The following is a 25,424-nucleotide window of genomic DNA, read 5'->3' as shown; positions in this document are numbered from 1 at the left end:
TGTGTTCTGACGTGCAGGCCGTTATCTTGCCTGCATCGTCGTGTCACGGGAACACAGGATTTGCAGAACCTACCGCAGCAAGCGAGCGCGGTGGCGTAGCGGCCGCAAAAGATCGTCAGGCCCCACCACCGCCAGGGCTGCTGCGCACCCCAGCGCGGGCGAGCCTGCTGGCTACGCCAACGGCGGGGTGGCGCGCGCGACGATGGCTGCCACATCCACGCCCCGGGGCAAGGTGCCGTAGGCGCGCCCGCCACCCGCTAAGCGGCTGGCGATGAAACCGTCGCTGACGCTGGCATTGCCGGCCTCCAGCAGCAGTTTGGCTTGCAGGCCCAGGGCGATGTCTTCGGTCAGTTGGCGGGCGCGGTACTGGATGTCGTCGGTGTCGCGAAAGGCGTTTTTCAGCGCCTCGATATGGGCGGCCAGGCGTTTGTCGCCGTGGCCGTCACCCAGTTCGACGAACAGCGCATCGAGCACCCCCGGCTCTTTGGACAGGGCACGCAACACGTCCAGGCATTGCACGTTGCCCGAGCCTTCCCAAGTCGAATTCACCGGCGCTTCGCGGTAGAGGCGCGGCAGGATGCTGTCCTCCACATAGCCAGCACCGCCCATGCATTCGGCCGCTTCGTTAATCATGGCCGGGGCACGCTTGCAGATCCAATACTTGCCCACCGCCGTCACCAAGCGGGCGAACTTGGCTTCCTGGCTGTCGTCGAGGTGGTCCAGGGCGCGGCCCATGCGCAGGCTCAGGGCCAGGGCGGCTTCGCTTTCCAGGGCCAGGTCGGCGAGCACGTTCTGCATCAACGGTTGTTCGGCGAGCAGCCGCCCGCCCACTTGCCGGTGGGCACAATGATAACTCGCCTGGGTCAGGGCCTGGCGCATCAGGGCGCTGGAGCCAACCATGCAGTCGAAGCGGGTCATGGCGACCATTTCGATGATGGTCGGCACGCCGCGCCCTTCCTCGCCCACCATCCAGGCCAGGGCACCGCGGAACTCCACTTCGCTGGAGGCGTTGGAGCAGTTGCCGAGTTTGTTTTTCAGGCGCTGGATGTAGAACTGGTTGCGGCTGTCGTCCGGGCGGTGGCGCGGCAGCAGAAAGCAGGTCAGGCCCTTGTCGGTGTGCGCCAGGGTGAGGAAGGCGTCGCACATCGGCGCCGAACAGAACCACTTGTGGCCCACCAGTTCATAGGCCTGGCCCGGGCCCGTCGCGCCCACCGGGTAGGCTTTGGTGGTGTTGGCGCGCACATCGGTGCCGCCCTGTTTCTCGGTCATGGCCATGCCAATGGTCACGCCTGCCTTGTGGGCCATGCCGATGTTGCGCGGGTCGTACTCGGTGGCCAAAACCTTGGGCAGCCATTGCTCGGCGATGTCCGGTTGCAGCCGCAGGGCGGGCACGGAGGCGAAAGTCATGGTCAACGGGCAACCGCTGCCCGCCTCGGCCTGGCTGTGCAAGTAGGTCATGGCGGCGCGGGCAACATGGGCGCCGGGCTGCGGCGCGGCCCAGGGCAAGGAGGTCAGGCCATGCTCGATCGCGGTGCGCATCAGTTCGTGGTAAGCGGGATGGAATTCCACCAGGTCAACGCGATGGCCATAGCGGTCATGGCTGGCGAACACCGGTTTGTTCTGGTTGGCCAGGAACCCGGCGGCCATCAGTGGCCCACCGGCCAGTTCGCCGTAGTGGTCGATGCGCGATTGCGCCCAACCTGCGCCAAACCGCGCGGCCCATTCCTGTAACGGCAGGTCGATGCGGTAGAGGTTAGCGCCATCCAGGGACGGTGGCTGGTTGGTGACCTCGTGGGTTTCGGCGAACTGATGCAGGTTCATGGCGGGGCTCCTTGGGTGGCTCGAAGGGCCAGTTAAGCACCGCCCCGCGGCCGAACAAAGTGGCATACGCGCCTAAATATCGGCGCTTTCGCCCTCTACCCAACAGAGCACCCGGCGCAGCAGAATCGCCTGCAACGCCTCGAATTTCACCGGTTTGCTCACATACTCGATCGCACCGTCACACCGCTCACGCTCCGGCGCCTGGGTCGCCACCAGCAGCGGCAGGTCGGCGTAGCCCGCCAAGGCGTGCAACTGGCAGCACAGCGAGACGCCATCGGCGCGCAAGCGATGGCCATCGAGCAGCACCGCATCGATCCTTTCGCGCAACATCACGGCCCGTGCGTCCTCACAGCCCTCGGCGGTGCGTACCCGGTAGCCGAGCTTGAGCAACATGCCGCGCATTACCCGTTGGTTGCCGCTGTTGTCGTCCACCAGCAACACCGTGCACGCCTCGGGCATGCGCTGCGCCAACGGCCCCGCCGCACGGGCCGGCGGCGTGGCGGCGCAAGGCAAGGCTTCGACTTCCAGTTCCAGCTCGAAGCGGCTGCCACGCCCCGGTGTGGACTGGTGATGCAAGCGCCCGCCGAGGAGTTCGACCAACTGGCGGCAAATCGCCAGGCCCACGCCGAGGCCGCCGTAGCCGCGGGTCATCGACCCGTCGAGTTGGTAGAAACGCTGGTACAGCACCGCTTCGTCCCGCTCGGTGAAGCCGATGCCGCTGTCGGTCACCGTGCACGACAGGCGCAAGCGCTGCTCGCCAACGCGCTGGCCAGTGACCCGCAACTCCACGCCGCCGCTGTGGGTGAACTTGATGGCATTGTCGAGCAGGCATTCCAGGCATTGCGCCAGCTTGTCGCGATCACCGCGCAGGCGATCGGCCAGCACCGGGGTCACCTCAATGCGAAAGCCCAATGGCTTGCTCGCCGCATTTCCGGCGAACTGCGCCTGCAAGCCATCGAGCATGCGGCGCAGGCTGAAATCCTCGTGCTGCACGGTGAGCCGCCCAGCCTGCAACTGGGTCAGGGTGAGGATGCCGTTGACCAGGCGCATCATGTCCCGCGCCGAAGTGGCGGCGGTTTGCTGGTATTGGGCCAGCTCGGGGTCCAGTTCCAGGGTCTGCATCAGTTCCAGCGAGCCGATCACGCCATTCATCGGCGTGCGCAGTTCGTGGGTCAGCGTGGCGAGAAATTCGTCCTTGAGGCGGTTGCTGTGGGCCAGCTCCTGGTTGAGCATTTCGAGCGTGTGGCTGGCCTCGGCCAAGGTGCGCGCCTGCTGCTCGCGCATGCCGTTGATGCGGTCGGCCAGGGCCAGGGACAGCAGCGCCACCTCCACCGCCGAGCCGATCTGGCTGGCGTACATGGTCAGGAACACATTGGGCAGGTAGCCCAGCACCATCAGGGTATTGACCACCCCGCCGAGCAAAAACGCCGACCAGGCAATGATGAAGTAGCGCGCCACCCGCAGGCCGCGCCACCAGGCGAACACCCCGGCGGCGAAAATCGCCACAGTGAAGATCAGCGCCAGGGCAGTCGCCAGGCGCAGGGCCAGGGCGTAACTGGTCATCAGCGACAAACCAACGACCACGGCGCTGCCGGCAATCAGCGCCACTAATCCGCCATCAAGCCAGCGGCTGAGGCGAGCAGTTTGTAGGAAGCTGCGGGCGAACTGGCTGCCAAACAGCGCCGCCAAACCGATGAAAAACGGCGTTGCGGCGTTGGCCCACCAAGGGTTGTCGGGCCAGAAATATTCCACCGCCGCGCCGTTGACCGAGAGCTGGTAGAGGCCGAACGCGGCGATATAGAGGATGTAATACAGGTAGCTGGTGTCGCGCACCGCCAGGTAAATGAACAGGTTGTAGACCAACATGCCCAGCAGCACGCCGTAGATCACCCCCAGCACATACAGGCGCAAGGGCTGCGCTTCCAGGTACGCGGTGCTCGACCACAGGGTCAGCGGCGCCTGGATCGAGCCTTCGCTTTGCAGGCGCAAATACAGGGTGCGGGGCTGGCCGGCGGCGAGGTCCAGGTCGAAAAGATAGTTGTTCTGGCGGATCTGCCGTGTGCCGAAGGGCAAGGCGTCGCCGGTGCGCCCGGCCAATTGCAAGCGGCCCATGGCGTCGGCCAGGTACAAATCCAAGTGGTCGAGGGGCGGGTAGGCCAGTTCCAGCAGCCAATTACGCGGAGCGTTGGCCTGGGTCGGGCGGTACAGCAGGTCAACCTTGAGCCAGAACACCGAGCGCGAATAACCGGCATTGAGTGTGGCGCTGTCGTGGGGCTTGAATCGGTCGGCCAGGGCTGGCGAACTCACGTCTTCGATGCGGGCCTGGCCGCTGGCGTCCTCGAACACTTGCATCGCCCGGCCCAGGGGAAGGCTGCGGGTGAGTTCGTTGAATTCGATGGCGTCGGCCAGCAGGGGCCAGCTCAACAGCAGCATCAGCAAATAGCGCATTAAAGCCCCGGCATAGCTCGTCCGATTGTGTCAGGAAGCCCCCCATTCCTTTTGAGTAGACGCAAACCGGCATGGCCTGTTGTTGGTTTGGATCCACTCTAACATAGCCACTACTGGCCTTTGAACACCATTTAATAGCTCAAGCTAAAGGCTCTAGGACGGGCATTACAGCGATTTCGCCGGTTAATTTACCTCGACGCCGGATGATGGCATGCAGGCATACACGACAATTCTTACGGCGCTTTCGAAAAAAGCGTTTGGTGGTAAGCTCGCGCACCATGACTATCTACAGCTCTCGCCCCGTTGTCCTCTGTCTCTCCGGCCACGACCCCAGTGGTGGCGCCGGCCTGCAGGCAGATATCGAAGCCCTCATCGCCCAGGGTTGCCATGCCGCCACCGCGATCACCGCGCTGACCGTGCAAGACACCGTCAACGTCAGTGACTTTCGCGTGCTCGACCGCGAGTGGGTGCTGGCCCAGGCCAACGCCGTGCTCAACGACTCCACCGTCGCCGCCGTCAAACTGGGAATGCTCGGTTCCCTGGAGATGGTCGATACCGTGGTCGAGTTGCTCACGGCCCACCCGCACCTGCCGGTGATCTGCGACCCGGTGCTGCGCGCCGGGGGCGGCGGGCGCCTGGGCAAGGATGAAGTCGGCTATGCGCTGCGCGAACGCCTGCTGCCGCTAGCCATAATCGCCACGCCCAACCTGCCCGAAGCACGCATCCTCGCCGAACTGCCCGAGGGCAGCGCCGACGCATGCGCGGAAAAACTCCTGCCGTTCATCCAACACCTGCTGATTACCGGCGGCCATGGCGACGAGCAGCAAGTCCACAACCGCCTCTACAGCCGCGACGGCACGCGCCACACCTTTACCTGCCAGCGCTTGCCGGGCAGTTATCACGGCTCCGGTTGCACCCTGGCCAGCGCCCTCGCCGGGCGCCTGGCCCAGGGCGAAGCCTTGGTCAGCGCTGTGCAGTCGGCGCTCAACTACACCTGGCGCACCCTGCGCGATGCCGAACAGTTGGGCCAAGGCCAGTTCGTGCCGCGGCGCCTGCCCCTGGATTTTTGTTCGTAACGCCATGAGGCTCGCCCGATGAAACTACGTGGCCTGTATGCCATCACCGATAGCCAACTGCTGGCCGGCAAGTTCCTCAATTATGTGGAGGCAGCGCTCGAAGGTGGCGTCACGCTGCTGCAGTACCGCGATAAAAGCAGCGACGAGGCCCGTCGCCTGCGCGAAGCCGAAGCCTTGCGTGGCTTGTGTGAACGCTACAAGACCCAACTGATAATCAACGACGACGCCGAACTGGCCGCACGGCTGGGCGTGGGTGTGCACCTGGGCCAGACCGACGGCCCGCTGACCCCGGCCCGGGCCCTGCTCGGGCGCGGGGCGATCATCGGTTCCACCTGCCATGCCCAACTGGCGTTGGCCGAACAAGCCGCCAGCGAGGGCGCCAGCTATGTCGCCTTTGGCCGCTTCTTCAATTCCAGCACCAAACCCGGCGCGCCCACCGCGACCCTCGACGTGCTCGACCAGGCTCGCGCCAAGCTGCACTTGCCGATCTGCGTGATCGGCGGCATCACCCTGGACAACGCCGCGCCCCTGGTGGCCCACGGTGCCGACCTGCTGGCGGTGGTGCATGGCCTGTTTGGCGCCGACACCGCGCAGCACGTCACGCGTCGCGCCCGCGCCTTCAACGACCTCTTCAACTCTTGATCCCGAGACCCCGCTCATGTCCCGTTCCGAAACCCTGTTTGCCAATGCCCAGAAACACATCCCCGGTGGCGTGAACTCGCCCGTTCGTGCGTTCAAGAGCGTGGGCGGCACGCCGCTGTTCTTCAAGCACGCCGAAGGCGCCTACGTCACCGACGAGGACGACAAGCGCTACGTTGACTACGTCGGCTCCTGGGGGCCGATGATCCTCGGCCACAGCCACCCCGACGTGCTGGACGCGGTGCGCAAGCAGCTTGAGCACGGCTTGTCGTACGGCGCGCCGACAGAAATGGAAACGCGCATGGCGGACCTGGTGTGCTCCATCGTGCCGTCAATGGAAATGGTGCGCATGGTCAGCTCCGGCACCGAAGCGACCATGAGCGCGATCCGCCTGGCCCGCGGCTTCACCGGCCGCGACAGCATCATCAAGTTTGAAGGCTGCTACCACGGCCACTCCGACAGCCTGCTGGTCAAGGCCGGCTCCGGCCTGCTGACCCAAGGCGTGCCCAGCTCGGCAGGCGTGCCGGCGGCGTTCGCCAAACACACCCTGACCCTGCCGTTCAACGACATCGCGGCGGTGGCGCAGATGCTCAGCGAAGTGGGCCAGGAAGTTGCGTGCATCATCGTCGAGCCCGTGGCCGGCAACATGAACTGCGTACCGCCGGCGCCGGGTTTCCTCGAAGGCCTGCGCAGCCTGTGCGACCAGCACGGCGTGGTGCTGATTTTCGATGAAGTGATGACCGGTTTCCGCGTGGCCCTGGGCGGCGCCCAGGCTCACTACGGCGTCACCCCGGACCTGAGCACCTTCGGCAAGATCATCGGCGGCGGCATGCCGGTGGGCTGCTTCGGCGGCAAACGCGCGATCATGCAGCACATCGCACCGCTGGGCCCGGTCTACCAGGCCGGTACTTTGTCGGGCAACCCGCTGGCCATGGCCGCCGGCCTGACCACCCTGGGCCTTATCAGCCGCCCGGGCTTCCACGCCGAACTGACCGACTACACCACCCGCTTGCTCGACGGCCTGCAACAGCGCGCCGACGCGGCGGGCATCCCGTTCGTCACCACCCAGGCCGGCGGCATGTTCGGCTTGTACTTCAGTGGTGCGGACGACATCGTGACCTTCGATGACGTGATGGCCAGCGACGCCGACCTGTTCAAGCGCTTCTTCCACCTGATGCTCGACGGCGGCGTCTACCTGGCGCCGAGCGCCTTCGAGGCAGGTTTCACCTCCATCGCCCACGGCGACACCGAGCTGAAACTGACCCTCGATGCCGCCGAACGCGCCTTCGCTGCACTGAAGTGACCGCTCGCACCTGGCGCATTGCGCCAGGTGCGAGCCTACTCTTACGGTTCTTTTATTCCCTCTTCTGCACGAAAAATCCCACAAACAGAGGGATATCCGGTCATGCAGCAGAAAAACGAGTAAAGACTTTGTAAGGTTGGCCCTGCTTATTTCATAATGCGCGCTTATTGGGCCCCCACTCAGGCCCGCGCGCCCTTCAGAGGTAAGTCGATTCCCATGAACCGCACCGGCCGCACCCTTGCATTGGGCTGCCTGTTGCTCCTTCAGCCCCTGCTCGCGCACGCACAAGCAGGCGGCAACTCGTTGTTGATCCCGGCGATAGGTCGTTGCACCCTCAATACCCAGCCCCAGGACCTTGCCGAGGCGCTCACCGCCTGCCAGCAAGCCTCCGACGCCGGGGATGCGCAGGCACAATACGAGTTGGGCGAATTCTATTACGACGGCAAAAACACGCCGCGCGACCTCAACCTGGCCCTGAGCTACTTCGAGAAGGCCTCCCTGCAAGGCCACGCCCAGGCGCAATTCAAACTAGGCAGCATGTTCTTCCACGGCGAAGGCGTCCCGGCCAACAACGTCCAGGCGTACATCGTGCTGAAAATGGCCGCCGTCAACGGCGCCGAAGACGCGCTGGACACCGCTGACGAAGTCGCCGAGCACATGCAGCGCGATGAACTGGAAGTCGCCACCCAAGTGCTGGGCCAGATCTTCCGCAAGTACCTGATGGAACTGCAAAGCGCCGACGGGCGTTCGCCTTTTTCGCCGTTGCCCTAAGTTCGTCCGCCCCTCTGTGACGCCCTACTTCTCCGGCATCGGCATCGGGAACGGCATGACATTGCCCATGCCCCGTGCTTCGCTGATTTTCGGCGTGCCCAGGCGTTCGACTTCATCGATGCGCACGATCGAGTGCATGGGCACGAAGCTGCGCACCACGCCTTCAAATTGGGCCTTGAGTTTCTCTTCGCCGGGGTCGACCACCAATTGCGTGCGCTCGCCGAAGACGAATTCTTCCACTTCCAGGAAACCCCACAGATCGCTTTGATAGATCTGTTTGGCGTACATCTCGAACACCTGGCCCTGGTTGAGGAAAATCACCTTATAGATTGGAGCTTCGCGTTTGGTCATGGTGGGCGGGTAACACATCGGGGGATAAAAAGAGGGCGCGAACTATAGCATAGCCATCGGGCGCGCAACGCTAGGAAGCAACCGCGATGACCACTATAATGCGCGGTTCTTTGAATCACGTGATGACCCCTGTCCATGGCCAAGAAGCTTTACATCGAAACCCACGGTTGCCAGATGAACGAGTACGACAGCTCGCGCATGGTGGACCTGCTGGGCGAACATCAGGCCCTGGAAGTCACCGCCCGCGCCGAAGACGCGGACGTCATCCTGCTTAACACCTGCTCCATCCGCGAGCGCGCCCAGGACCGGGTTTATTCCCAACTCGGCCGCTGGCGTGAGCTGAAATTGGCCAACCCGGACATGGTGATCGCCGTCGGCGGTTGCGTGGCCAGCCAGGAAGGTGCCGCGATCCGCGACCGCGCTCCTTATGTCGATGTGGTGTTCGGCCCGCAGACCCTGCATCGCCTGCCAGAAATGATCGATGCCGCGCGCGTTACCAAGCTGCCGCAAGTGGACGTCTCGTTCCCGGAAATCGAAAAGTTCGACCACCTGCCCGAACCCCGCATCGACGGCCCCAGCGCGTACGTTTCGGTGATGGAAGGCTGCAGCAAGTACTGCACGTTCTGCGTAGTGCCCTACACCCGCGGCGAGGAAGTGAGCCGGCCGTTCGACGATGTGCTGGCCGAAATCATCCACCTGGCCGAGAACGGCGTGCGCGAAGTGACCCTGCTGGGGCAAAACGTCAACGGTTATCGCGGCCAAACCAACGATGGCCGCGTGGCCGACTTGGCCGAATTGATCCGCGTGGTGGCCGCGGTCGATGGCATCGAGCGCATCCGCTACACCACGTCCCATCCGCTGGAGTTTTCCGACAGTTTGATCCAGGCCCACGCCGAGGTTCCAGAACTGGTTAAGCACCTGCACTTGCCGGTGCAATCGGGTTCGGACCGCATCCTGTCGGCCATGAAGCGCAACCACACTGCGCTGGAGTACAAGTCCAAGTTGCGCAAGCTGCGGGCGGCGGTGCCGGGGATTTGCATCAGCTCGGACTTTATCGTCGGCTTCCCCGGCGAGACGGAAAAAGACTTCCAGCAAACCATGAAGCTGATCGAGGACGTGGGTTTCGACTTTTCCTACTCGTTCGTCTACAGCCAGCGCCCCGGCACGCCAGCAGCCGACCTGGCCGACGACACCCCCGAGGAGCTGAAAAAGGAACGCCTGAACGCCTTGCAGCATCGCCTCAACCAGCAGGGTTTTGAGATCAGCCGACAAATGGTCGGCTCGACCCAGCGCATCTTGGTCACCGATTACTCGAAGAAGGACCCGGGCGAGCTGCAGGGGCGCACGGAGAACAACCGTATCGTCAACTTCCGCTGCGATGATCCGACTTTGATCGGGCAGTTCGCCGATGTGCACATCGACGCCGCCCAACCGCACTCGCTGCGCGGCTCGCTGTTGCCCTGAGAGAGGGCTCAGCGTGTGTGAGGCCGCTGTGGGAACGAGCCTGCCCGCGATAGCGATCTATGGGCCAATGAGCGTGGCGGGCCCGGCGCCGTCGCGAGCAGGCTCGCTCCCACAGGGGCAAGAACCAGACGGGCCTGCTTAAGTGCTTTCGTACCCGGCGTGCTGGCGTTATCCTTCATTTCACCTTAATTGCCCCAGGGCGGCTAAAAACGACCTTGAACGCACCTATCGAACCACATCGTTTCATTCTCGAGCCCTTCGAGGCTCGCCGCTTCGCCAACCTGTGCGGGCAATTCGACGAGCATCTGCGCTTGATCGAACAACGCCTGGCGATTGAGATCCGCAACCGCGGCAATCAATTCGAGCTCATTGGCGAACTCAAGCACACCACCTGCGCGGAAACCCTGCTGCGCCGCCTGTACCGGGAAACCCAGGGTACGGAGCTGTCGCCAGACATGGTGCACCTGTTCCTGCAGGAGTCGGCTGTCGAGGAAATGGACAACCACTCCCCTGCCGATGCCGCCATCGCCCTGCGCACCAAAAAAGGCATGATTCGCCCTCGCGGCCTGAATCAGCAGCGCTACGTGAAGGAAATCCTGGGCAACGACATCAACTTCGGCATCGGCCCGGCCGGTACTGGCAAAACCTACCTGGCGGTCGCCTGCGCCGTGGATGCCCTGGAGCGCGAACAAGTGCGCCGCATCCTGCTGGTGCGCCCGGCGGTCGAGGCCGGCGAGAAGCTGGGCTTTTTGCCCGGCGACCTGGCCCAGAAGATCGACCCGTACCTGCGCCCGCTGTATGACGCGCTGTACGAGATGCTCGGCTTCGAGTACGTGGCCAAGCTGATCGAGCGCCAGGTCATCGAGATCGCACCGCTGGCCTACATGCGCGGCCGCACGCTGAACAACAGTTTCATCATCCTCGACGAAAGCCAGAACACCACCGTCGAGCAAATGAAGATGTTCCTGACCCGCATTGGCTTTGGCTCCACCGCCGTGATTACCGGCGACATCACCCAGGTCGACCTGCCCAAGGGTACCAAGTCCGGGCTGGGCCAGGTGATCGAGGTGCTCAAGGATGTGCCAGGCATCAGCTTCACCCACTTCATGCCCAAGGACGTGGTCCGCCACCCCTTGGTGCAACGCATCGTCGAAGCCTACGAGCGCTTCGAGCATAAAGACGACATGCCCGCCGCCAAGGACAGCCGTCACGATGCTTGAGCTCGATCTGCAATTGGCCACCGAGGCCACCGCGCCCGACGAAAGCCAGTTCCGCCAATGGTGTGAGCTGGCTTTACGCCAGCGCAGCGCCGATTCGGAACTGACCATCCGCCTGGTGGACGAACCTGAGGGCCGCGAGCTGAACCACACCTGGCGGCATAAGGACTACGCCACCAACGTGCTGTCCTTTCCCGCTGACGTGCCGGACGAACTGCTGGATATCCCGCTGCTGGGCGACCTGGTGATCTGCGTACCCGTGGTCGAGCGTGAAGCGGCCGAGCAAGGCAAGGCGCTGGACGCCCATTGGGCGCACCTGGTGATTCACGGCTGCTTGCATCTACTGGGTTACGACCATATAGATGACGACGAAGCCGAAGAAATGGAAGCGCTGGAACGAACGTTGCTTGCCGAGCTGGGTCATCCCGACCCCTATGCAGACGACGAACCTGACAACCTCTTAACTGAAACAACAAAGGACTTAGAGTAATCGCTATGAGCGAAGACCGATCGAGCAACGGGCAAAAGTCATGGCTGGGGAAACTGACCCAGGCTTTTGCCCATGAGCCGAAAAACCGCCAGGAGCTGCTGGAGCTGCTGCGCGAAGCGCACCAAAACAAACTGTTGGACAGCGAAGCGCTGGCCATCGTCGAAGGCGCCATCCAGGTAGCCGATCTGCAAGTGCGCGACATCATGGTGCCGCGCTCGCAAATGGTCAGCATCAAGGCGACCCAGACACCCCGCGAGTTCCTCCCGGCAGTCATCGACTCGGCGCATTCGCGCTACCCGGTCATCGGCGAAAGCCACGACGACGTCATGGGCGTGTTGCTGGCCAAAGACCTGCTGCCGCTGATCCTCAAGGAGAACGGCGACAGCTGCAACGTCAAGGACCTGCTGCGCCCGGCGACCTTCGTCCCCGAGTCCAAGCGCCTGAATGTGCTGCTGCGCGAGTTCCGCGCCAACCATAACCACATGGCCATCGTCATCGACGAATACGGCGGCGTGGCAGGCCTGGTGACCATCGAAGACGTGCTGGAACAGATCGTCGGCGACATCGAAGACGAGCACGACGTCGAGGAAGACAGCTATATCAAACCGCTGCCCAGCGGCGATTTCCTGATAAAGGCCCTGACGCCGATCGAGAACTTCAACGAGTTTTTCGACAGCGAGTTCTCCGACGACGAGTTCGACACCGTCGGCGGCCTGGTGATGAGCGCTTTCGGCCACCTGCCAAAACGCAATGAAATCACCGAAATCGGCGCCTACCGCTTCCGCATCCTCAATGCCGACAGCCGCCGGATTCACTTGATCCGCCTCACTCCCATTGCTCGCTAAGGATTGATATGCGCCGTCTGACCCGCCCCGGCTGGCCCGGTAACCTGCTGGCCGTGGCGGCCGGCGCACTCACCACCCTGGCATTGGCTCCCTTCGATATCTGGCCGCTGGCACTGCTGGCGGCCGGGTTCTTCTACGCTGGCCTGCGCCATCTGAACCCGCGCCAGGCCTTGGGCCGTGGCTGGTGCTTCGGTTTCGGCCTGTTCGGCGCGGGCACCAGTTGGATCTACTACAGCATCCACCACTTCGGTGGCGCTTCGGTACTGCTGGCCGGGTTGCTGATGCTGGCCTTCACTGCGGCGATTGCCTGGTTCTTCGCCCTACCCGCGTGGCTCTGGGCACGCTGGTTGCGCCGCAACGAAGCGCCGCTGGCCGACGCCCTGGCCTTCGCCGCGTTGTGGGTGGCCCAGGAAGCCTTTCGCGGCTGGTTCCTGACCGGTTTCCCGTGGCTCTATTCGGGCTACAGCCAACTCGATGCGCCGCTGGCCGGGCTCGCGCCGCTGGGGGGGATCTGGTTGATTTCCTTCAGCCTGGCCCTGACCGCCGCGCTGCTGTACAACCTGCCGCGCCTGATAAAAGGCCGGCGCCCGGGTTTCATCGCCGCCGGCCTGCTGCTGTTGGCCGCGCCCTGGGTGATCGGGATCGCGCTCAAGGGCCATGCCTGGACCAGCCCTTCGGGCGAGCCGCTGAGCGTGGCGGCGATCCAAGGCAACATCGAACAAAGCATGAAGTGGGACCCAGCGCAGTTGAACGCGCAACTGGCGCTGTACCGAGACATGAGCTTCAGCACCAAACGCGTTGACCTGCTGATCTGGCCGGAAACCGCGATACCGGTGCTCAAGGAGTCGGCCGAAGGTTTCCTGAGCATGCTCGGCACCTTCGCCGCCGACCGTAACTCGGCGCTGATTACCGGGGTGCCGATCCGCCAGCAAGTACGCCATGAAAAACGCTACTTCAACGGTATCACCGTGGTTGGCCAGGGCGACGGCACGTATCTGAAGCAAAAACTGGTGCCTTTCGGCGAGTACGTGCCGCTGCAAGACCTGCTGCGCGGGCTGATCGCCTTCTTCGACCTGCCAATGTCCGACTTCGCCCGTGGCCCGGCCGACCAGTCAATGTTGCAGGCCAAGGGCTATCAAATTGCGCCGTTCATCTGCTACGAAGTGGTCTACCCGGAATTCGCCGCCGGCCTTTCGGCCCGCAGCGACCTGCTGCTGACCATCAGCAACGACACCTGGTTCGGCACCTCCATCGGGCCCTTGCAGCACTTGCAGATGGCGCAGATGCGCGCCCTGGAAGCGGGACGTTGGATGATCCGCGCCACCAACAACGGCGTGACCGGCCTGATCGACCCGTTTGGCAAGATCACCGCGCAGATCCCGCAATTCGAGCGCGGCATTCTGTATGGCGAAGTGGTGCCGATGCACAACCTCACGCCGTACCTGCAATGGCGCTCGTGGCCGCTGATTATTGCGTGCCTGCTGCTGTTTGGCTGGGCGCTGCTGGCCAGCCGGATGGCCAAGACCGTTTGACCCCTTGCCAGCGATCGCGCGCCTGATGGCGCCATCGCTGGCAAGCTAGGCCTCTACGCGGCCTAACGATAGAACAGGCGATAACCCACCAGCCCCGCCGCCTCATTGAGCAACTGCCCGGACTGCCAGATCGACTTGAACTCCGGCATCCAACCGCCCAGCGGCCGCGCGTTGTCCACTCCGAGAAACCCCACCGGCGCCGGTACTACGCCAAACCCCGCGCGCTCGAAACTCCACACGCTGCGCTGCATGTGCCAGGCCTGGGTCACGACCACCACCCGCGTGACGCCCTCGGGCAGCAATACCTGGGCGCTGAACTGGGCGTTTTCCCAGGTCGTGCGGCTACGCCCTTCCTGCCAGCGCACCGCCACGCCAAAGTCATCGCGCAGGGAATCGGCCATCAACGCCGCCTCAGTGGGCGGCGTGCCATAGTGCAGGCCGCCACTGGTCAGGACCGGCAACCCCGAGGCCTTGGCCAGGCGCGCCGCGTACCGCTCACGCTCCAGGCCCACCCCGGTGGGCTGGTCCGCGCCCCAGGCCGGGTCGCCGCGCTCCCGGCCTGAACCCAACACCACAATCGCATCGGCACGCTCGGCCAGGGTCGCCCACTCGCTGCGCTCCAGCGCAGGCTCGGTTTCCAGGGCGCGGGCGCTCCACTCCACCACCACCGGCAGGCTCATTAGCCCGAAACCACCAAGCCCCAGCGCAAAACACAGGCCCGCCAAGCGCGGGCGGCTGCGGCGCAACCACCAGGCCAGCGCCAGCAACAACAAAAGAATGCCGGGAGGTAACAGCAACTGTTTGACGAAATAACGAAAAGGCATCGGGCATCTCCAAAAAATGCCCGAAGCCTAAGGGGGTTGAAGCAAAGCAACAACAGAGGATATCGGCCGTTCTATGGAAAGGCCCTTGGCGGTGACGTCATGCCAGTGCCCTTGCGGGCTGCGTACACTTACTTGAATTGCAGGGACCGGACCTTTACCGCGCCCCCGCTATTAGGCGCCTTGTCTCTCAACCAGATGATCTTGGCCGAATGCGGCGCCTGTGGCGGTGTAACCTGATTGTTGCCCGCACCCTGCGGCGCCTCCTGCCCGCTGCGGTCCAGATAAGCCTGAATCAACTCGAACTCGGCAGCGCTCAAACCACGCAGTTCCAATTCGGCGGGACGCTCGTCGCGTAACCGGCCCGCCGTCTTTGCCGCATCCAGGGCCAGACCCAAACGGTCAATCAGCCGCTCATAGAACTCCGGTTTAATGACTTTTCGCTGCGACTCAACCATCCGTTCACCTCACTAGAAGGATATGACTCACTCCCCAGTTAGAAGCGTAGTCCCGCGCGGCAAACGGGCCGGTCCCCGCGACCAACGGCCCGCCGGGCCGCGCGGGGTGCAATCAGGGTTTCCCTCGGCGGAGTACGGTCATGTATGCTACGGCGCTTCCTGTAATTCCACTTCCAGCTCGCCTGGGCACCGAAAACGCCACAATCTGGCGGCATTTGCGCCCAGCGTCGCATTGAAGAGGATTAGGCCACCCCTATTCAGTTCAAAAGTAGCCATGCACGAACACTATCAGCCCCGTGAAATAGAAAACGCCGCCCAATCCTTCTGGGACGAACAGAAGTCCTTCGAGGTCAGTGAACAGCCAGGCAAGGAGACTTACTACTGCCTATCGATGTTCCCTTACCCCAGCGGCAAGCTACACATGGGGCATGTGCGTAACTACACCATCGGCGACGTGATCTCCCGCTACCAGCGCATGCAAGGCAAGAACGTCCTGCAACCCATGGGTTGGGACGCCTTCGGCATGCCGGCGGAAAACGCCGCGATGAAAAACAACGTAGCGCCCGCCAAGTGGACCTACGAAAACATCGCCTACATGAAATCCCAGCTGCGCAGCCTGGGCCTGGCGGTGGATTGGTCGCGCGAAGTGACCACCTGCAAGCCTGATTACTACCGCTGGGAACAATGGCTGTTCACTCGCCTGTTCGAAAAGGGTGTGATCTACCGCAAGAACGGCACCGTGAACTGGGACCCGATCGACCAGACCGTGCTGGCCAACGAGCAGGTGATCGACGGCCGCGGCTGGCGTTCCGGCGCACTGATCGAAAAGCGCGAAATCCCGATGTACTACTTCAAGATCACCGCCTATGCGGATGAACTGCTGGAGAGCCTCGACGACTTGCCGGGCTGGCCCGAACAGGTCAAGACCATGCAACGCAACTGGATCGGCAAATCCCGTGGCATGGAAGTGCAGTTCCCCTACCACGTCGACTCCATCGGCGAAGCGGGCGTACTGAAAGTCTTCACTACCCGTCCGGACACCTTGATGGGCGCGACCTACGTCGCCGTGGCCGCCGAGCACCCGCTGGCCACCCTCGCCGCGCAGAACAACCCTGAGCTGCAAGCCTTCATCGCCGAATGCAAAGGCGGCAGCGTCGCCGAAGCCGACGTCGCCACCCAGGAAAAGAAAGGCCTGCCCACCGCCCTGTTCGTCGAACACCCACTGACCGGCGAAAAACTGCCGGTGTGGGTCGCCAACTATGTGCTGATGCACTACGGCGATGGCGCGGTGATGGCTGTGCCGGCCCATGACGAGCGGGATTTCGAGTTCGCCACCAAATACGCCTTGCCAATCAAGCCCGTGGTGCGCACCAGCGCCGGCGACGAGAGCCCGGCGCAGTGGCAGGACGCCTACGGCGAACACGGCACGCTGATTAACTCCGGCGAATTCGATGGCTTGGACTTCCCCGGCGCCTTCGACGCCATCGAAGTGGCGCTCATCAAGAAAAACCTCGGCGCCTCGCGCACTCAGTTCCGCCTGCGCGACTGGGGCATCAGCCGCCAGCGCTACTGGGGCTGCCCGATCCCGATCATCCACTGCGATAGCTGCGGTGACGTGCCCGTACCGCAAGACCAACTGCCCGTCGTCCTGCCCGAAGACGTCGTACCCGACGGCGCCGGTTCGCCCCTGGCACGCATGCCCGAGTTCTACGAGTGCGCCTGCCCCAAATGCGGCGCGCCGGCCAAGCGTGAAACCGACACCATGGACACCTTCGTCGAGTCCTCGTGGTACTACGCCCGCTATGCCTCGCCTCACTACGAGGGCGGCCTGGTGGAAAAATCCGCGGCCGACCATTGGTTGCCGGTGGATCAGTACATCGGCGGCATCGAACACGCGATCCTGCACCTGCTCTACGCGCGCTTCTTCCACAAACTGATGCGCGACGAAGGCCTGGTCAGTTCCAACGAACCGTTCAAGAACCTGCTGACCCAGGGCATGGTGGTCGCCGAGACCTACTATCGCCGCGAGGCCAACGGCAGCTACACCTGGTTCAACCCGGCAGACGTCGAGCTTGAGCGCGACAGTAAGGCCAAGGTCATCAGCGCCAAGCTGATCGCCGATGGCCTGCCGGTGGAAATCGGCGGCACCGAGAAGATGGCCAAGTCCAAGAACAACGGCGTCGATCCACAGTCGATGATCGACCAGTTCGGGGCCGATACCTGCCGCCTGTTCATGATGTTCGCCTCGCCGCCCGACATGAGCGCCGAATGGTCCGACTCAGGCGTCGAAGGCTCGCACCGCTTCCTCAAGCGCGTCTGGCGCCTGGCCCACGCCCATATCAGCCAGGGCTTGCCCGGCAAACTGGACGTGGCCAGCCTGAGCGACGAGCAAAAAGCCATCCGCCGCAGCACCCACCTGGCCATCAAGCAAGCCAGCCAGGACGTGGGCCAGCACCACAAGTTCAACACCGCTATCGCCCAGGTGATGACGCTGATGAACGTGCTGGAAAAAGCACCGCAAACCACCGCACAAGACCGCGCGCTGGTACAGGAAGGCCTGGAAACGGTCACCCTGCTGCTGGCGCCTATTACCCCGCACATCAGCCATGAACTGTGGAACCAGTTGGGCCACAGCGGCGCAGTAATCGACGCCACATGGCCGGTGGCCGATGACAGCGCCCTGGTACAGGACACGCTGCAACTGGTGATTCAGGTCAACGGCAAGCTGCGCGGCCAGATCGACATGCCCGCCAGCGCCAGCCGCGAAGAAGTGGAAGCCGCCGCCCGTGCCAACGAGAACGTGCTGCGCTTCACCGAAGGCCTGACGATCCGCAAAGTGATCGTCGTGCCCGGCAAACTGGTCAACATCGTCGCTAGCTAAATTGGATCAGGTGCCGGGCAACACGCCCGGCACCGCACAGAACCTTACGGGCCGCACGGCGGCCCACCTGGTTTCAAGGGGAGCATCAAGATGATTAAACGCAATTTGCTGGTTATAGGCCTGGCCGTGTTGCTAAGCGCCTGCGGGTTCCAGTTGCGCGGCACCGGCACCAGCGAACTGGCCATCAAGGAACTGGACGTCACGGCCCGCAACGCCTATGGCGACACCGTGGTGCAATTGCGCCAGGTTCTGCAAAGCAGCGGCGTCAAGGTCTTTGCCGGCGCGCCGTACAAACTGGTGCTGGCCAACGAGCAGGAATCCCAGCGCACCCTCAGCTACGCCGGTGCCGGCCGCTCGGGTGAATACGAGCTGACGACTGTGCTCAACTACGAAATCCTCGGCCAGGGCAATCTGTCGCTGCTCAGCGACAAGCTGCAAGTGCAGCAAGTATTCCTGCACGACGGCAACAACCTGGTGGGTTCCGACCAGGAAGCCGACCAGACCCGCAAGGAAATGCGCCGCGACCTCGTCCAGCGCATGGTGCTGCGCCTGCAACAGTTGAGCCCGGCGCAACTGGACCAATTGCAGCAAACCGCCACGGCCCGCGCCAAGGCCGAAGCCGATGCACTGGAAGCCGCGCAAAAGGCTGAAGCCGAAACGCCGCGCCAGTCGCCGCTGCAACTGAACCAATAAGTCTTGCGGGGCGCCTCGGTGCCCCGCTTGCCCTCGCCGATGAAACTCGCCCCCGCCCAACTCGCCAAGCACCTGCAAGGCGCCCTCGCGCCCGTCTATATCATCAGCGGCGACGACCCGCTGTTGTGCCAGGAAGCCGCCGACGCCATCCGCGCCACGGCCCGCCAGCAGGGTTTCGATGAACGCCAGGTGTTCAGCGCCGATGCCAGTTTCGACTGGGGCACGCTGCTACAGGCCGGCGCCAGCATGTCGCTGTTCGCGCAAAAACGCGTGTTGGAACTGCGTTTGCCCTCGGGCAAGCCTGGGGACAAAGGCGCCGCCGCCTTCATCGAATACTGCGCCCGCCCGGCCGAAGACACCCTGCTGCTGATAAGCCTGCCAAAACTCGATGGCAGTGCGCAGAAGACCAAGTGGGGCAAGGCCCTGATCGAAGGCGCCCACACCCAGTTTGTGCAGATCTGGCCGGTGGACGCCAACCAGTTGCCGCAATGGATTCGCCAGCGCCTGTCCCAGGCCGGGCTTAGCGCCAGCCAGGATGCGGTGGAACTGATCGCCGCCCGGGTCGAAGGCAACCTCTTGGCCGCCGCCCAGGAAATCGAAAAACTCAAATTGATGGCCGAAAGTGGGCAGATCACCCTGGAAACGGTGCAGGCCGCCGTGGCCGACAGTGCGCGCTTCGATGTCTTTGGCCTGGTGGACGCCATTCTCAACGGCGAAGCCGCCCACGCCCTGCGCATGCTCGAAGGCCTGCGCGGCGAGGGCGTAGAGCCGCCGGTGATTCTCTGGGCCCTGGCCCGGGAACTGCGGGTGCTGGCTAACCTGGCGCTGCAATACAGCCAGGGCACGCCGCTGGACAAAGCCTTCAGCCAGGCCCGCCCGCCGATCTGGGACAAGCGTAAACCGCTGATGAGCAAAGCCCTGCAACGCCACAGCGCGCAACGCTGGGCGCAACTGCTGCAGGACGCCCAGCGCATTGACGCGCAAATCAAGGGCCAGGCCAGCGGCTCGCCGTGGATGAGCCTGAGCCGCCTGTCACTGTTGATGGCCGGGCAACGGCTGGCCTTGCCGGCGGAGTAAGCCTTACTGCAATTCTCTGTGGGAGCGCACTCTGACAGGGGTTGTGCCTAAGGCCGCCGCCCATCACCAGGGCTGGACACTTGCCCCACTTGGGCCGATGATTCGCAGCGCTGCATCCACCTACCTGCGAGAAGCCATCATGAGCAAAAAGCCTTCACGGCATCGGCCCAATAAAGCCAAATCCATCGTCGCCCAGCCACTGTTCCGCAGCCGTCAGGAACAACCGGCCAAGGGCAAAGGCAGCTACCGCCGCGAAGCCTTCCAGTCTAATAGCTGGGAGGCTTCTTACTTTCTGGCCGCTTAAAGGCAAGCACCCGTTCAACATGTTAAGGTCGGCACCTGATTCGTATTCTCTGGACCTGTGCATGCCCCTCTGTATTTCCCGTCGTTGGCACCTGCGCCAATTGATCGCTGCCTCCAGCCTCATTCTGTTAGTTGCCTGTGCGGAAAAACCGACCGCCGCCGACGCGCAACCGCTGCAAAGCATTCCCGCCGTGCCCGCGCCCGCCGTCATTCCGCCGGTGATGCCGAGCGGCGAAAACCTCGATATCCAGCCGACCCAGACCTTCGCCCAGTGGCAGGAAGCCTTCCGCAAGGACGCCCTGGCCGCCGGCATCCGCGCCGAACTGTTCGACCGCGCCTTCGCCAACGTAACCCCCGACATGAGCGTTATCCGCGCCGACCGCAGCCAGCCTGAGTTCTCGCGCCCGGTGTGGGAATACCTCAACGGCGCGCTCTCCCCCGTGCGCGTGCGCAAGGGTCAGTTGCTGCTGGAGCAATACGGGCCGATCCTGCAAAGCATCGAACAGCGTTACGGCGTGGATCGCCAGGCACTGGTTTCGGTGTGGGGTATGGAAAGCAACTTCGGCAGCTTCCAGGGCAGCCAATCAGTGATCCGCTCCCTGGCGACCCTGGCCTACGAAGGCCGCCGCCCGGCCTTCGCTCACGCGCAATTGATCGCTGCCCTGCAAATCCTTCAACAGGGCGATATCGAGCCGGAAAAAATGCTCGGTTCCTGGGCCGGCGCCATGGGCCAGACCCAGTTCATCCCCACCACCTACAACACCCACGCCGTGGATTTTGACGGTGACGGGCGCCGCGATATCTGGGGCAGCCCCACCGACGCTTTGGCGTCCACCGCCCACTACCTGCAAAGCTCCGGCTGGCAAAAAGGCCAGCCCTGGGGCTTTGAGGTGCAACTGGCCAATGGCTTCGACTACGTGCTGGCCGATGGCGCAATCCGCAAGACCGTCGCGGAATGGCGGCAACTGGGCGTGAGCCTGCCCAATGGCGCCAGCGTGCCTGCCGGGGCCGAGCAGTTGTCGGCCGCCCTGCTACTGCCGGCCGGCTATCGCGGCCCGGCGTTCCTGATCCTCGATAACTTCCGCGCCATCCTCAAGTACAACAACTCCTCGTCCTATGCATTGGCGGTGGGGCTGTTATCCGAGCGGTTTGGCGGTGGTGGGACGATCAATGGTGAGTGGCCCAAGGATGACCTGCCCCTGAGCCGCTCCGAGCGCATCGAGCTGCAAACCCTGCTCAGCGCCCAGCACTACGACGCGGGTACCGCTGACGGGATCATCGGCGCCAATACACGCAAGGCGATCCGCGCAGCTCAACAGTCGTTCGGCTGGCCGGCGGACGGCTACCCGACGCAGAAATTACTGCAGGGTTTGCGTAATCGCTGAGGCAAAAAACAGGAGTGCCACCTGAGCTAATGCCGGTCAGTTAAGCTGACTGGCATTTTTATTTCTGATCGGATATTTCAGGGATGTAAACCTGATGGCCCGGGGATAAACACACGCTTCCCGTCAGCAGCTCAACTCTACTTGCCAAGTCATGCACGTTCGAGGAAACCCAGTGTAGCCATACTGAATTCGCTTTCGAGGCCGCGTCAGGCTTCGGGGGCTCTTGATTTTGAGTGGGCTTCTTCATAGGCAGCGGCAGCAGTTCTGGCGAATGCTACATATTCGTCTTGTTGACGCTTATCCTCTTCATCGAAATCGGGGTACTCGCCTACAGTCAGAGGCTCTATTTGTTGGTAGGGGTCATTGGTCTGAATTTGGCACTCGGCTTCAACTTCAATCGGCCAGCGGGGTTCGCGGCAGGTGTTTAATGCAAGCCAACGGAAAAAACCCCACAACACGCTGAGTATAAAAACTGCTGCTGACTGATTTGCGCCCAGCGAACCCATCATGATTAACATACAATTTTTAAAAGTTGGCCGTGTCGAAAGTGATAGCCTCAAAGGTGGATAAGGCAAGGCCGCCGGCGACTCCTCCATATATAAGCGAAGCGCTTCCCAGTGCTGCAAAATTTCCACATGACTTTCACGGTACTGGCCGACGGCGAAGGTATAACGCACGATGCCGTCGTCATCCAGCACATGACCGCGCAGCTCATAAATATAATTCCCCACATCACGACCCCGCCCGACACACCAATGGACCTTATCCCAATCCAGGGTCATGACACCGTTCTTTTTATTGTGACGAAAGAGGTAGACCTTGCGATTTACTCGGTTGAAGCGAATAGGGTAATGGGTATAACAGAAAAAGTCCTTCCCCAGAAGAATCACATAGATTGCAATCACAAACAAAGAGAGCACTATCGTCGCGAACCATCCAAACATAATTCGCGCAAAATCAACCGCTATGCCAGGCGGCGGGTTATATATGATAGTCCCAAATACAAGCGCAAAGCATACGCACATAATAATTAGAGGCGCCCCCCACATAGCACCCCATCCGCGCTGAAAAAACCAGCGTTCAATACATTCAACAAACACACTGTTAATTTTAATCAATCCGCTATCCATTGGCGGTAGATGGATTGGCATTCTTACATCAAGCCTGCCTTCAAGCTCAGGCTCACTCAGCGGCCTATTTATTTTGTAGCGCGTTAACCATCCTTCAAACACTCGTGTATCTTTACTCACTGGGCACCTCCCACGTTAAGACCCAGCAGTTCATTCCACGCATTATCTTGTTCAGCCCAAGATACAAAGGGAGTAGATTTGTTGTTGCCAAACGGTGTTTTATCCAACCATTGTTCTATTTTGTTTTCGCGCAGCAGATCGATAATCCACTCCCCCAACAATGATAGTGCAGCAATAGTCAAGAAGAGGATAATACCCACGCCAGCAGTCATAGTTGTAACTACCAAAGCAACTGTGGTGGCCAGCCCTAAACTTCCGACAGCAAGCCGTAAAAAGGCAACTGGGTAGTCCCCTTTATTCGATGCCTCCCATGCACTTATAAAATCAACAAACGCCTTGAGAATACCTCCAACCACACTCAGCCCTTTCGCAATACCACCCAGCCCACCCCAAGACCTAACTGTTTTCTCCACCGTCGATCCAAACGGCCTAGCCAACCGACTCCCCACCTCCGGATACCGCTTCAACACCCGGTCCGCCATATCCACCCCGGCCCCCGTCAAACTAAAGGCCGCCGCCGCCAAGTTGACGCCCGATTTAACCGTCACGCCCTCTTTCTCCATCAACTCCATCGCCATGTAGCCGTTCCATCCATCCAATATTTCGCCCACGACGCTGACTCCCACCTCCATGTTCGCCAATCTTGGCAAGGTCAAATGACGGTCGGTGATGACCTTCCTTGGTTGGTCTTGAGTAAGTAATACCGTGCTTCCATCTTTAATTTTTGCTCGTTGGACGCCGAGGTCGAGAACTCTAGGATTGGGTTAGGGGAGTCATTCAGACTTCAGGGGCTTTTGATTTTGAGTGGGCTTCTTCATAGGCAGCGGCAGCAGCTCTGGCGAATGCTACATATTCGTCTTGTTGACGCTTATCCTCTTCATCGAAATCGGGGTACTCGCCTACAGTCAGAGGCTCTATTTGTTGGTAGGGGTCATTGGTCTGAATTTGGCACTCGGCTTCAACTTCAATCGGCCAGCGGGGTTCGCGGCAGGTGTTTAATGCAAGCCAACGGAAAAAACCCCACAACACGCTGAGTATAAAAACCGCTGCTGACTGATTTGCGCCCAGCGAACCCATCATGATTAACATACAATTTTTAAAAGTTGGGCGTGTCGAAAGTGATAGCCTCAAAGGTGGATAAGGCAAGGCCGCCGGCGACTCCTCCATATATAAGCGAAGCGCTTCCCAGTGCTCTAAGATCTCCGCATGAGTTTCACGGTACTGGCCGACGGCGAAGGTGTAACGCACGATACCGTCGTCATCCAGCACATGACCGCGCAGCTCATAAATATAATGCCCCACATCACGACCGCGACCGACACACCAATGGACCTTATCCCAATCCAGGGTCATGACACCGTTCTTTTTATTGTGTCGAAAGAGGTAGACCTTGCGATTTATTCGGTTGAAGCGAATGGGGTAATGGGTATAACAGAAAAAGTCTTTTGCCACCAAGAGTACATATGCTACAGCCGTAGCCAAAAAAAACATAACGGTTGCATACCATCCCGCAAGAATTCGCTCAAATGAAACAGCCCCATTGAGTGACGGCTTATATATGTCCAACCCAAACACCAGCGTGAAGCTTAAGCCTACACCTCCTATAGTTAGTCCCCACATCGCGCCCCATCCGCGCTGAAAAAACCAGCGCTCAATACATTCAACAAACACACTGTTAATTTTAATCAGCCCGCTATCCATTGGCGGTAGATGGATTGGCATTCTTACATCAAGCCTGCCTTCAAGCTCACTCTTACTCAGTGGTCTATTGATTTTATAACGGGTCAACCAACCATCGTATGCTCGCGTATCTTTACTCACAGGGCACCTCCCGCGTTCAGCCCCAGCAGTTCATTCCATGCGGTATCTTGCTCAACCCAAGATGCAAAGGGAGAAGATTCGTTATTGCCAAATGGCGTTTTATCTAACCACTGCTCTATTTTGTTTTCACGCAGTAGATTGATAATCCATTCCCCCAGCAATGACAGCGCTGCAATAGTCAGAAAGAGGGCAATACCTACACCGGCCGTCATAGTCGTAATTGCCAATGCAGCTGTAGCCGCCACTCCTAAACTAGCGGTAGTTGCACGCAATATAAAAATCGGGTAGTCGTTTTTATCCAGCGCTTCTTTAGCACTTATCCCATCCACCACAGCCGTGAGCAGACCTCCAATCACACTCAACCCCTTCGCAATCCCCCTCAACCCGCCCACGCGAATTAACCACTTGTTAAGTGTTTCCCCCAACGGCCTAGCCAACCGGCTCCCCACCTCCGGATACCGCTTCAACACCCGGTCCGCCATATCCACCCCGGCCCCCGTCAAACTAAAGGCCGCCGCCGTCAAGTTGATGCCCGATTTAACCGTCACGCCCTCTTTCTCCATCAACTCCATCGCCATGTAGCCGTTCCATCCATCCAATATTCCGCCCACGACGCTGACTCCCACCTCCATGTTCGCCAATCTTGGCAAAGTCAAATGACGGTCGGTGATGACCTTCCTTAGTTGGTCTTGGGTCAGTAATACCGTGCTGCCTTCCTTGATTTTGCCGCGGTGGTCGAGGCTTAAGGTTTTGCCCACGTCGGCGTCGTACATCAGGT

23 protein-coding genes are annotated in these 25,424 nt (G+C 61.5%); 14 read left to right on the top strand and 9 right to left on the bottom strand.

The annotated features are described in order from the left end of the window. Window positions 1-171 precede the first annotated feature (171 nt). The gene (locus AC19YT_RS07860; RefSeq protein ID WP_500610051.1) at window positions 172-1,821 is read right to left on the bottom strand and encodes an acyl-CoA dehydrogenase family protein; all 1,650 of its coding nucleotides are present in this window, start codon (window positions 1,819-1,821) and stop codon (window positions 172-174) included. Window positions 1,822-1,893: 72 nt separating this feature from the next. Next, the gene (locus tag AC19YT_RS07855) at window positions 1,894-4,269 is read right to left on the bottom strand and encodes a hybrid sensor histidine kinase/response regulator (RefSeq protein ID WP_500610050.1); all 2,376 of its coding nucleotides are present in this window, start codon (window positions 4,267-4,269) and stop codon (window positions 1,894-1,896) included. A 278-nt stretch (window positions 4,270-4,547) separates the two neighbouring features. On the opposite strand from AC19YT_RS07855, the gene AC19YT_RS07850 reads away from it, so the two are divergent. From AC19YT_RS07850 to AC19YT_RS07835, 4 genes are all read left to right on the top strand, one after another. Then, window positions 4,548-5,345, top strand: coding sequence for a hydroxymethylpyrimidine/phosphomethylpyrimidine kinase (locus AC19YT_RS07850; RefSeq protein ID WP_500610049.1), 798 nt, complete (start codon window positions 4,548-4,550; stop codon window positions 5,343-5,345). Between the two features lie 18 nt (window positions 5,346-5,363). Continuing rightward, window positions 5,364-5,987 (top strand): thiamine phosphate synthase, encoded by a 624-nt coding sequence (gene thiE, locus AC19YT_RS07845; protein WP_095109590.1) that lies wholly within the window; start codon window positions 5,364-5,366, stop codon window positions 5,985-5,987. Between the two features lie 16 nt (window positions 5,988-6,003). Beyond that, a complete protein-coding gene (gene hemL, locus AC19YT_RS07840; RefSeq protein WP_095109591.1) occupies window positions 6,004-7,287 on the top strand; it encodes a glutamate-1-semialdehyde 2,1-aminomutase in 1,284 nt (427 codons plus the stop codon). Between the two features lie 216 nt (window positions 7,288-7,503). Continuing rightward, a complete protein-coding gene (locus AC19YT_RS07835) occupies window positions 7,504-8,058 on the top strand; it encodes a tetratricopeptide repeat protein (RefSeq protein WP_095109592.1) in 555 nt (184 codons plus the stop codon). Between the two features lie 24 nt (window positions 8,059-8,082). On the opposite strand, the gene AC19YT_RS07830 is transcribed toward AC19YT_RS07835, so the two are convergent. Beyond that, window positions 8,083-8,409: a DUF1820 family protein gene (locus AC19YT_RS07830; RefSeq protein ID WP_017735645.1), complete on the bottom strand. Its 327-nt coding sequence runs from the start codon at window positions 8,407-8,409 to the stop codon at window positions 8,083-8,085. A 135-nt stretch (window positions 8,410-8,544) separates the two neighbouring features. On the opposite strand from AC19YT_RS07830, the gene miaB reads away from it, so the two are divergent. The 5 genes from miaB to lnt all read left to right on the top strand — a co-directional run bounded on the left by miaB (window position 8,545) and on the right by lnt (window position 13,957). Further along, window positions 8,545-9,873, top strand: coding sequence for a tRNA (N6-isopentenyl adenosine(37)-C2)-methylthiotransferase MiaB (gene miaB, locus AC19YT_RS07825; RefSeq protein WP_095109593.1), 1,329 nt, complete (start codon window positions 8,545-8,547; stop codon window positions 9,871-9,873). Between the two features lie 215 nt (window positions 9,874-10,088). Next, window positions 10,089-11,093: a PhoH family protein gene (locus tag AC19YT_RS07820; protein WP_095109594.1), complete on the top strand. Its 1,005-nt coding sequence runs from the start codon at window positions 10,089-10,091 to the stop codon at window positions 11,091-11,093. Beyond that, window positions 11,086-11,580, top strand: coding sequence for an rRNA maturation RNase YbeY (gene ybeY, locus AC19YT_RS07815; protein WP_095109595.1), 495 nt, complete (start codon window positions 11,086-11,088; stop codon window positions 11,578-11,580). Before AC19YT_RS07820 ends, ybeY begins: the two co-directional genes overlap by 8 nt. A 5-nt stretch (window positions 11,581-11,585) precedes the next feature. Then, a complete protein-coding gene (locus AC19YT_RS07810) occupies window positions 11,586-12,425 on the top strand; it encodes a CorC family transporter (RefSeq protein WP_095109596.1) in 840 nt (279 codons plus the stop codon). Window positions 12,426-12,433: 8 nt separating this feature from the next. After that, window positions 12,434-13,957, top strand: a complete 1,524-nt coding sequence (gene lnt / locus AC19YT_RS07805) for an apolipoprotein N-acyltransferase (RefSeq protein WP_095109597.1) — start codon at window positions 12,434-12,436, stop codon at window positions 13,955-13,957. Between the two features lie 62 nt (window positions 13,958-14,019). Here lnt and AC19YT_RS07800 read toward each other — a convergent pair whose 3' ends face one another. Continuing rightward, window positions 14,020-14,781, bottom strand: a complete 762-nt coding sequence (locus AC19YT_RS07800) for a YdcF family protein (protein ID WP_095109598.1) — start codon at window positions 14,779-14,781, stop codon at window positions 14,020-14,022. Window positions 14,782-14,909: 128 nt separating this feature from the next. Beyond that, complete coding sequence (locus AC19YT_RS07795; RefSeq protein WP_095109599.1) at window positions 14,910-15,236, bottom strand: hypothetical protein; 327 nt, start codon at window positions 15,234-15,236, stop codon at window positions 14,910-14,912. 274 nt (window positions 15,237-15,510) lie between these two features. Between AC19YT_RS07795 and leuS the strand changes: the two genes are divergently transcribed. The 5 genes from leuS to AC19YT_RS07770 all read left to right on the top strand — a co-directional run bounded on the left by leuS (window position 15,511) and on the right by AC19YT_RS07770 (window position 21,575). Next, window positions 15,511-18,117 (top strand): leucine--tRNA ligase, encoded by a 2,607-nt coding sequence (gene leuS, locus AC19YT_RS07790; RefSeq protein WP_500610048.1) that lies wholly within the window; start codon window positions 15,511-15,513, stop codon window positions 18,115-18,117. A 90-nt stretch (window positions 18,118-18,207) separates the two neighbouring features. Then, the gene (locus AC19YT_RS07785) at window positions 18,208-18,810 is read left to right on the top strand and encodes an LPS-assembly lipoprotein LptE (RefSeq protein ID WP_095109601.1); all 603 of its coding nucleotides are present in this window, start codon (window positions 18,208-18,210) and stop codon (window positions 18,808-18,810) included. Window positions 18,811-18,849: 39 nt separating this feature from the next. Then, on the top strand, window positions 18,850-19,887 hold the full coding sequence (gene holA, locus AC19YT_RS07780; RefSeq protein WP_500610083.1) for a DNA polymerase III subunit delta: 1,038 nt from the start codon (window positions 18,850-18,852) through the stop codon (window positions 19,885-19,887). Window positions 19,888-20,026: 139 nt separating this feature from the next. Beyond that, a complete protein-coding gene (arfA, locus tag AC19YT_RS07775; RefSeq protein WP_095109701.1) occupies window positions 20,027-20,191 on the top strand; it encodes an alternative ribosome rescue factor ArfA in 165 nt (54 codons plus the stop codon). Window positions 20,192-20,252: 61 nt separating this feature from the next. Then, window positions 20,253-21,575, top strand: coding sequence for a lytic murein transglycosylase (locus tag AC19YT_RS07770; RefSeq protein ID WP_095109603.1), 1,323 nt, complete (start codon window positions 20,253-20,255; stop codon window positions 21,573-21,575). Between the two features lie 206 nt (window positions 21,576-21,781). On the opposite strand, the gene AC19YT_RS07765 is transcribed toward AC19YT_RS07770, so the two are convergent. The 4 genes from AC19YT_RS07765 to AC19YT_RS07750 form a co-directional block, all read right to left on the bottom strand. Beyond that, complete coding sequence (locus AC19YT_RS07765; RefSeq protein ID WP_500610047.1) at window positions 21,782-22,825, bottom strand: DUF6708 domain-containing protein; 1,044 nt, start codon at window positions 22,823-22,825, stop codon at window positions 21,782-21,784. Further along, window positions 22,822-23,436, bottom strand: coding sequence for a hypothetical protein (locus AC19YT_RS07760; protein ID WP_500610046.1), 615 nt, complete (start codon window positions 23,434-23,436; stop codon window positions 22,822-22,824). The genes AC19YT_RS07765 and AC19YT_RS07760 overlap by 4 nt, the downstream gene beginning before the upstream one ends. Window positions 23,437-23,602: 166 nt before the next feature. Then, window positions 23,603-24,646, bottom strand: coding sequence for a DUF6708 domain-containing protein (locus AC19YT_RS07755; protein WP_500610045.1), 1,044 nt, complete (start codon window positions 24,644-24,646; stop codon window positions 23,603-23,605). Further along, window positions 24,643-25,424: hypothetical protein (locus AC19YT_RS07750; protein WP_500610044.1), on the bottom strand; the 782-nt coding region annotated here is incomplete at its 5' end. The genes AC19YT_RS07750 and AC19YT_RS07755, both read right to left, overlap by 4 nt.

This window comes from Pseudomonas sp. MF08875 (genome assembly GCF_059862525.1).
Note: the sequence above shows the minus strand (reverse complement) of the source record. Positions and strands in the feature narration are given on the sequence as shown.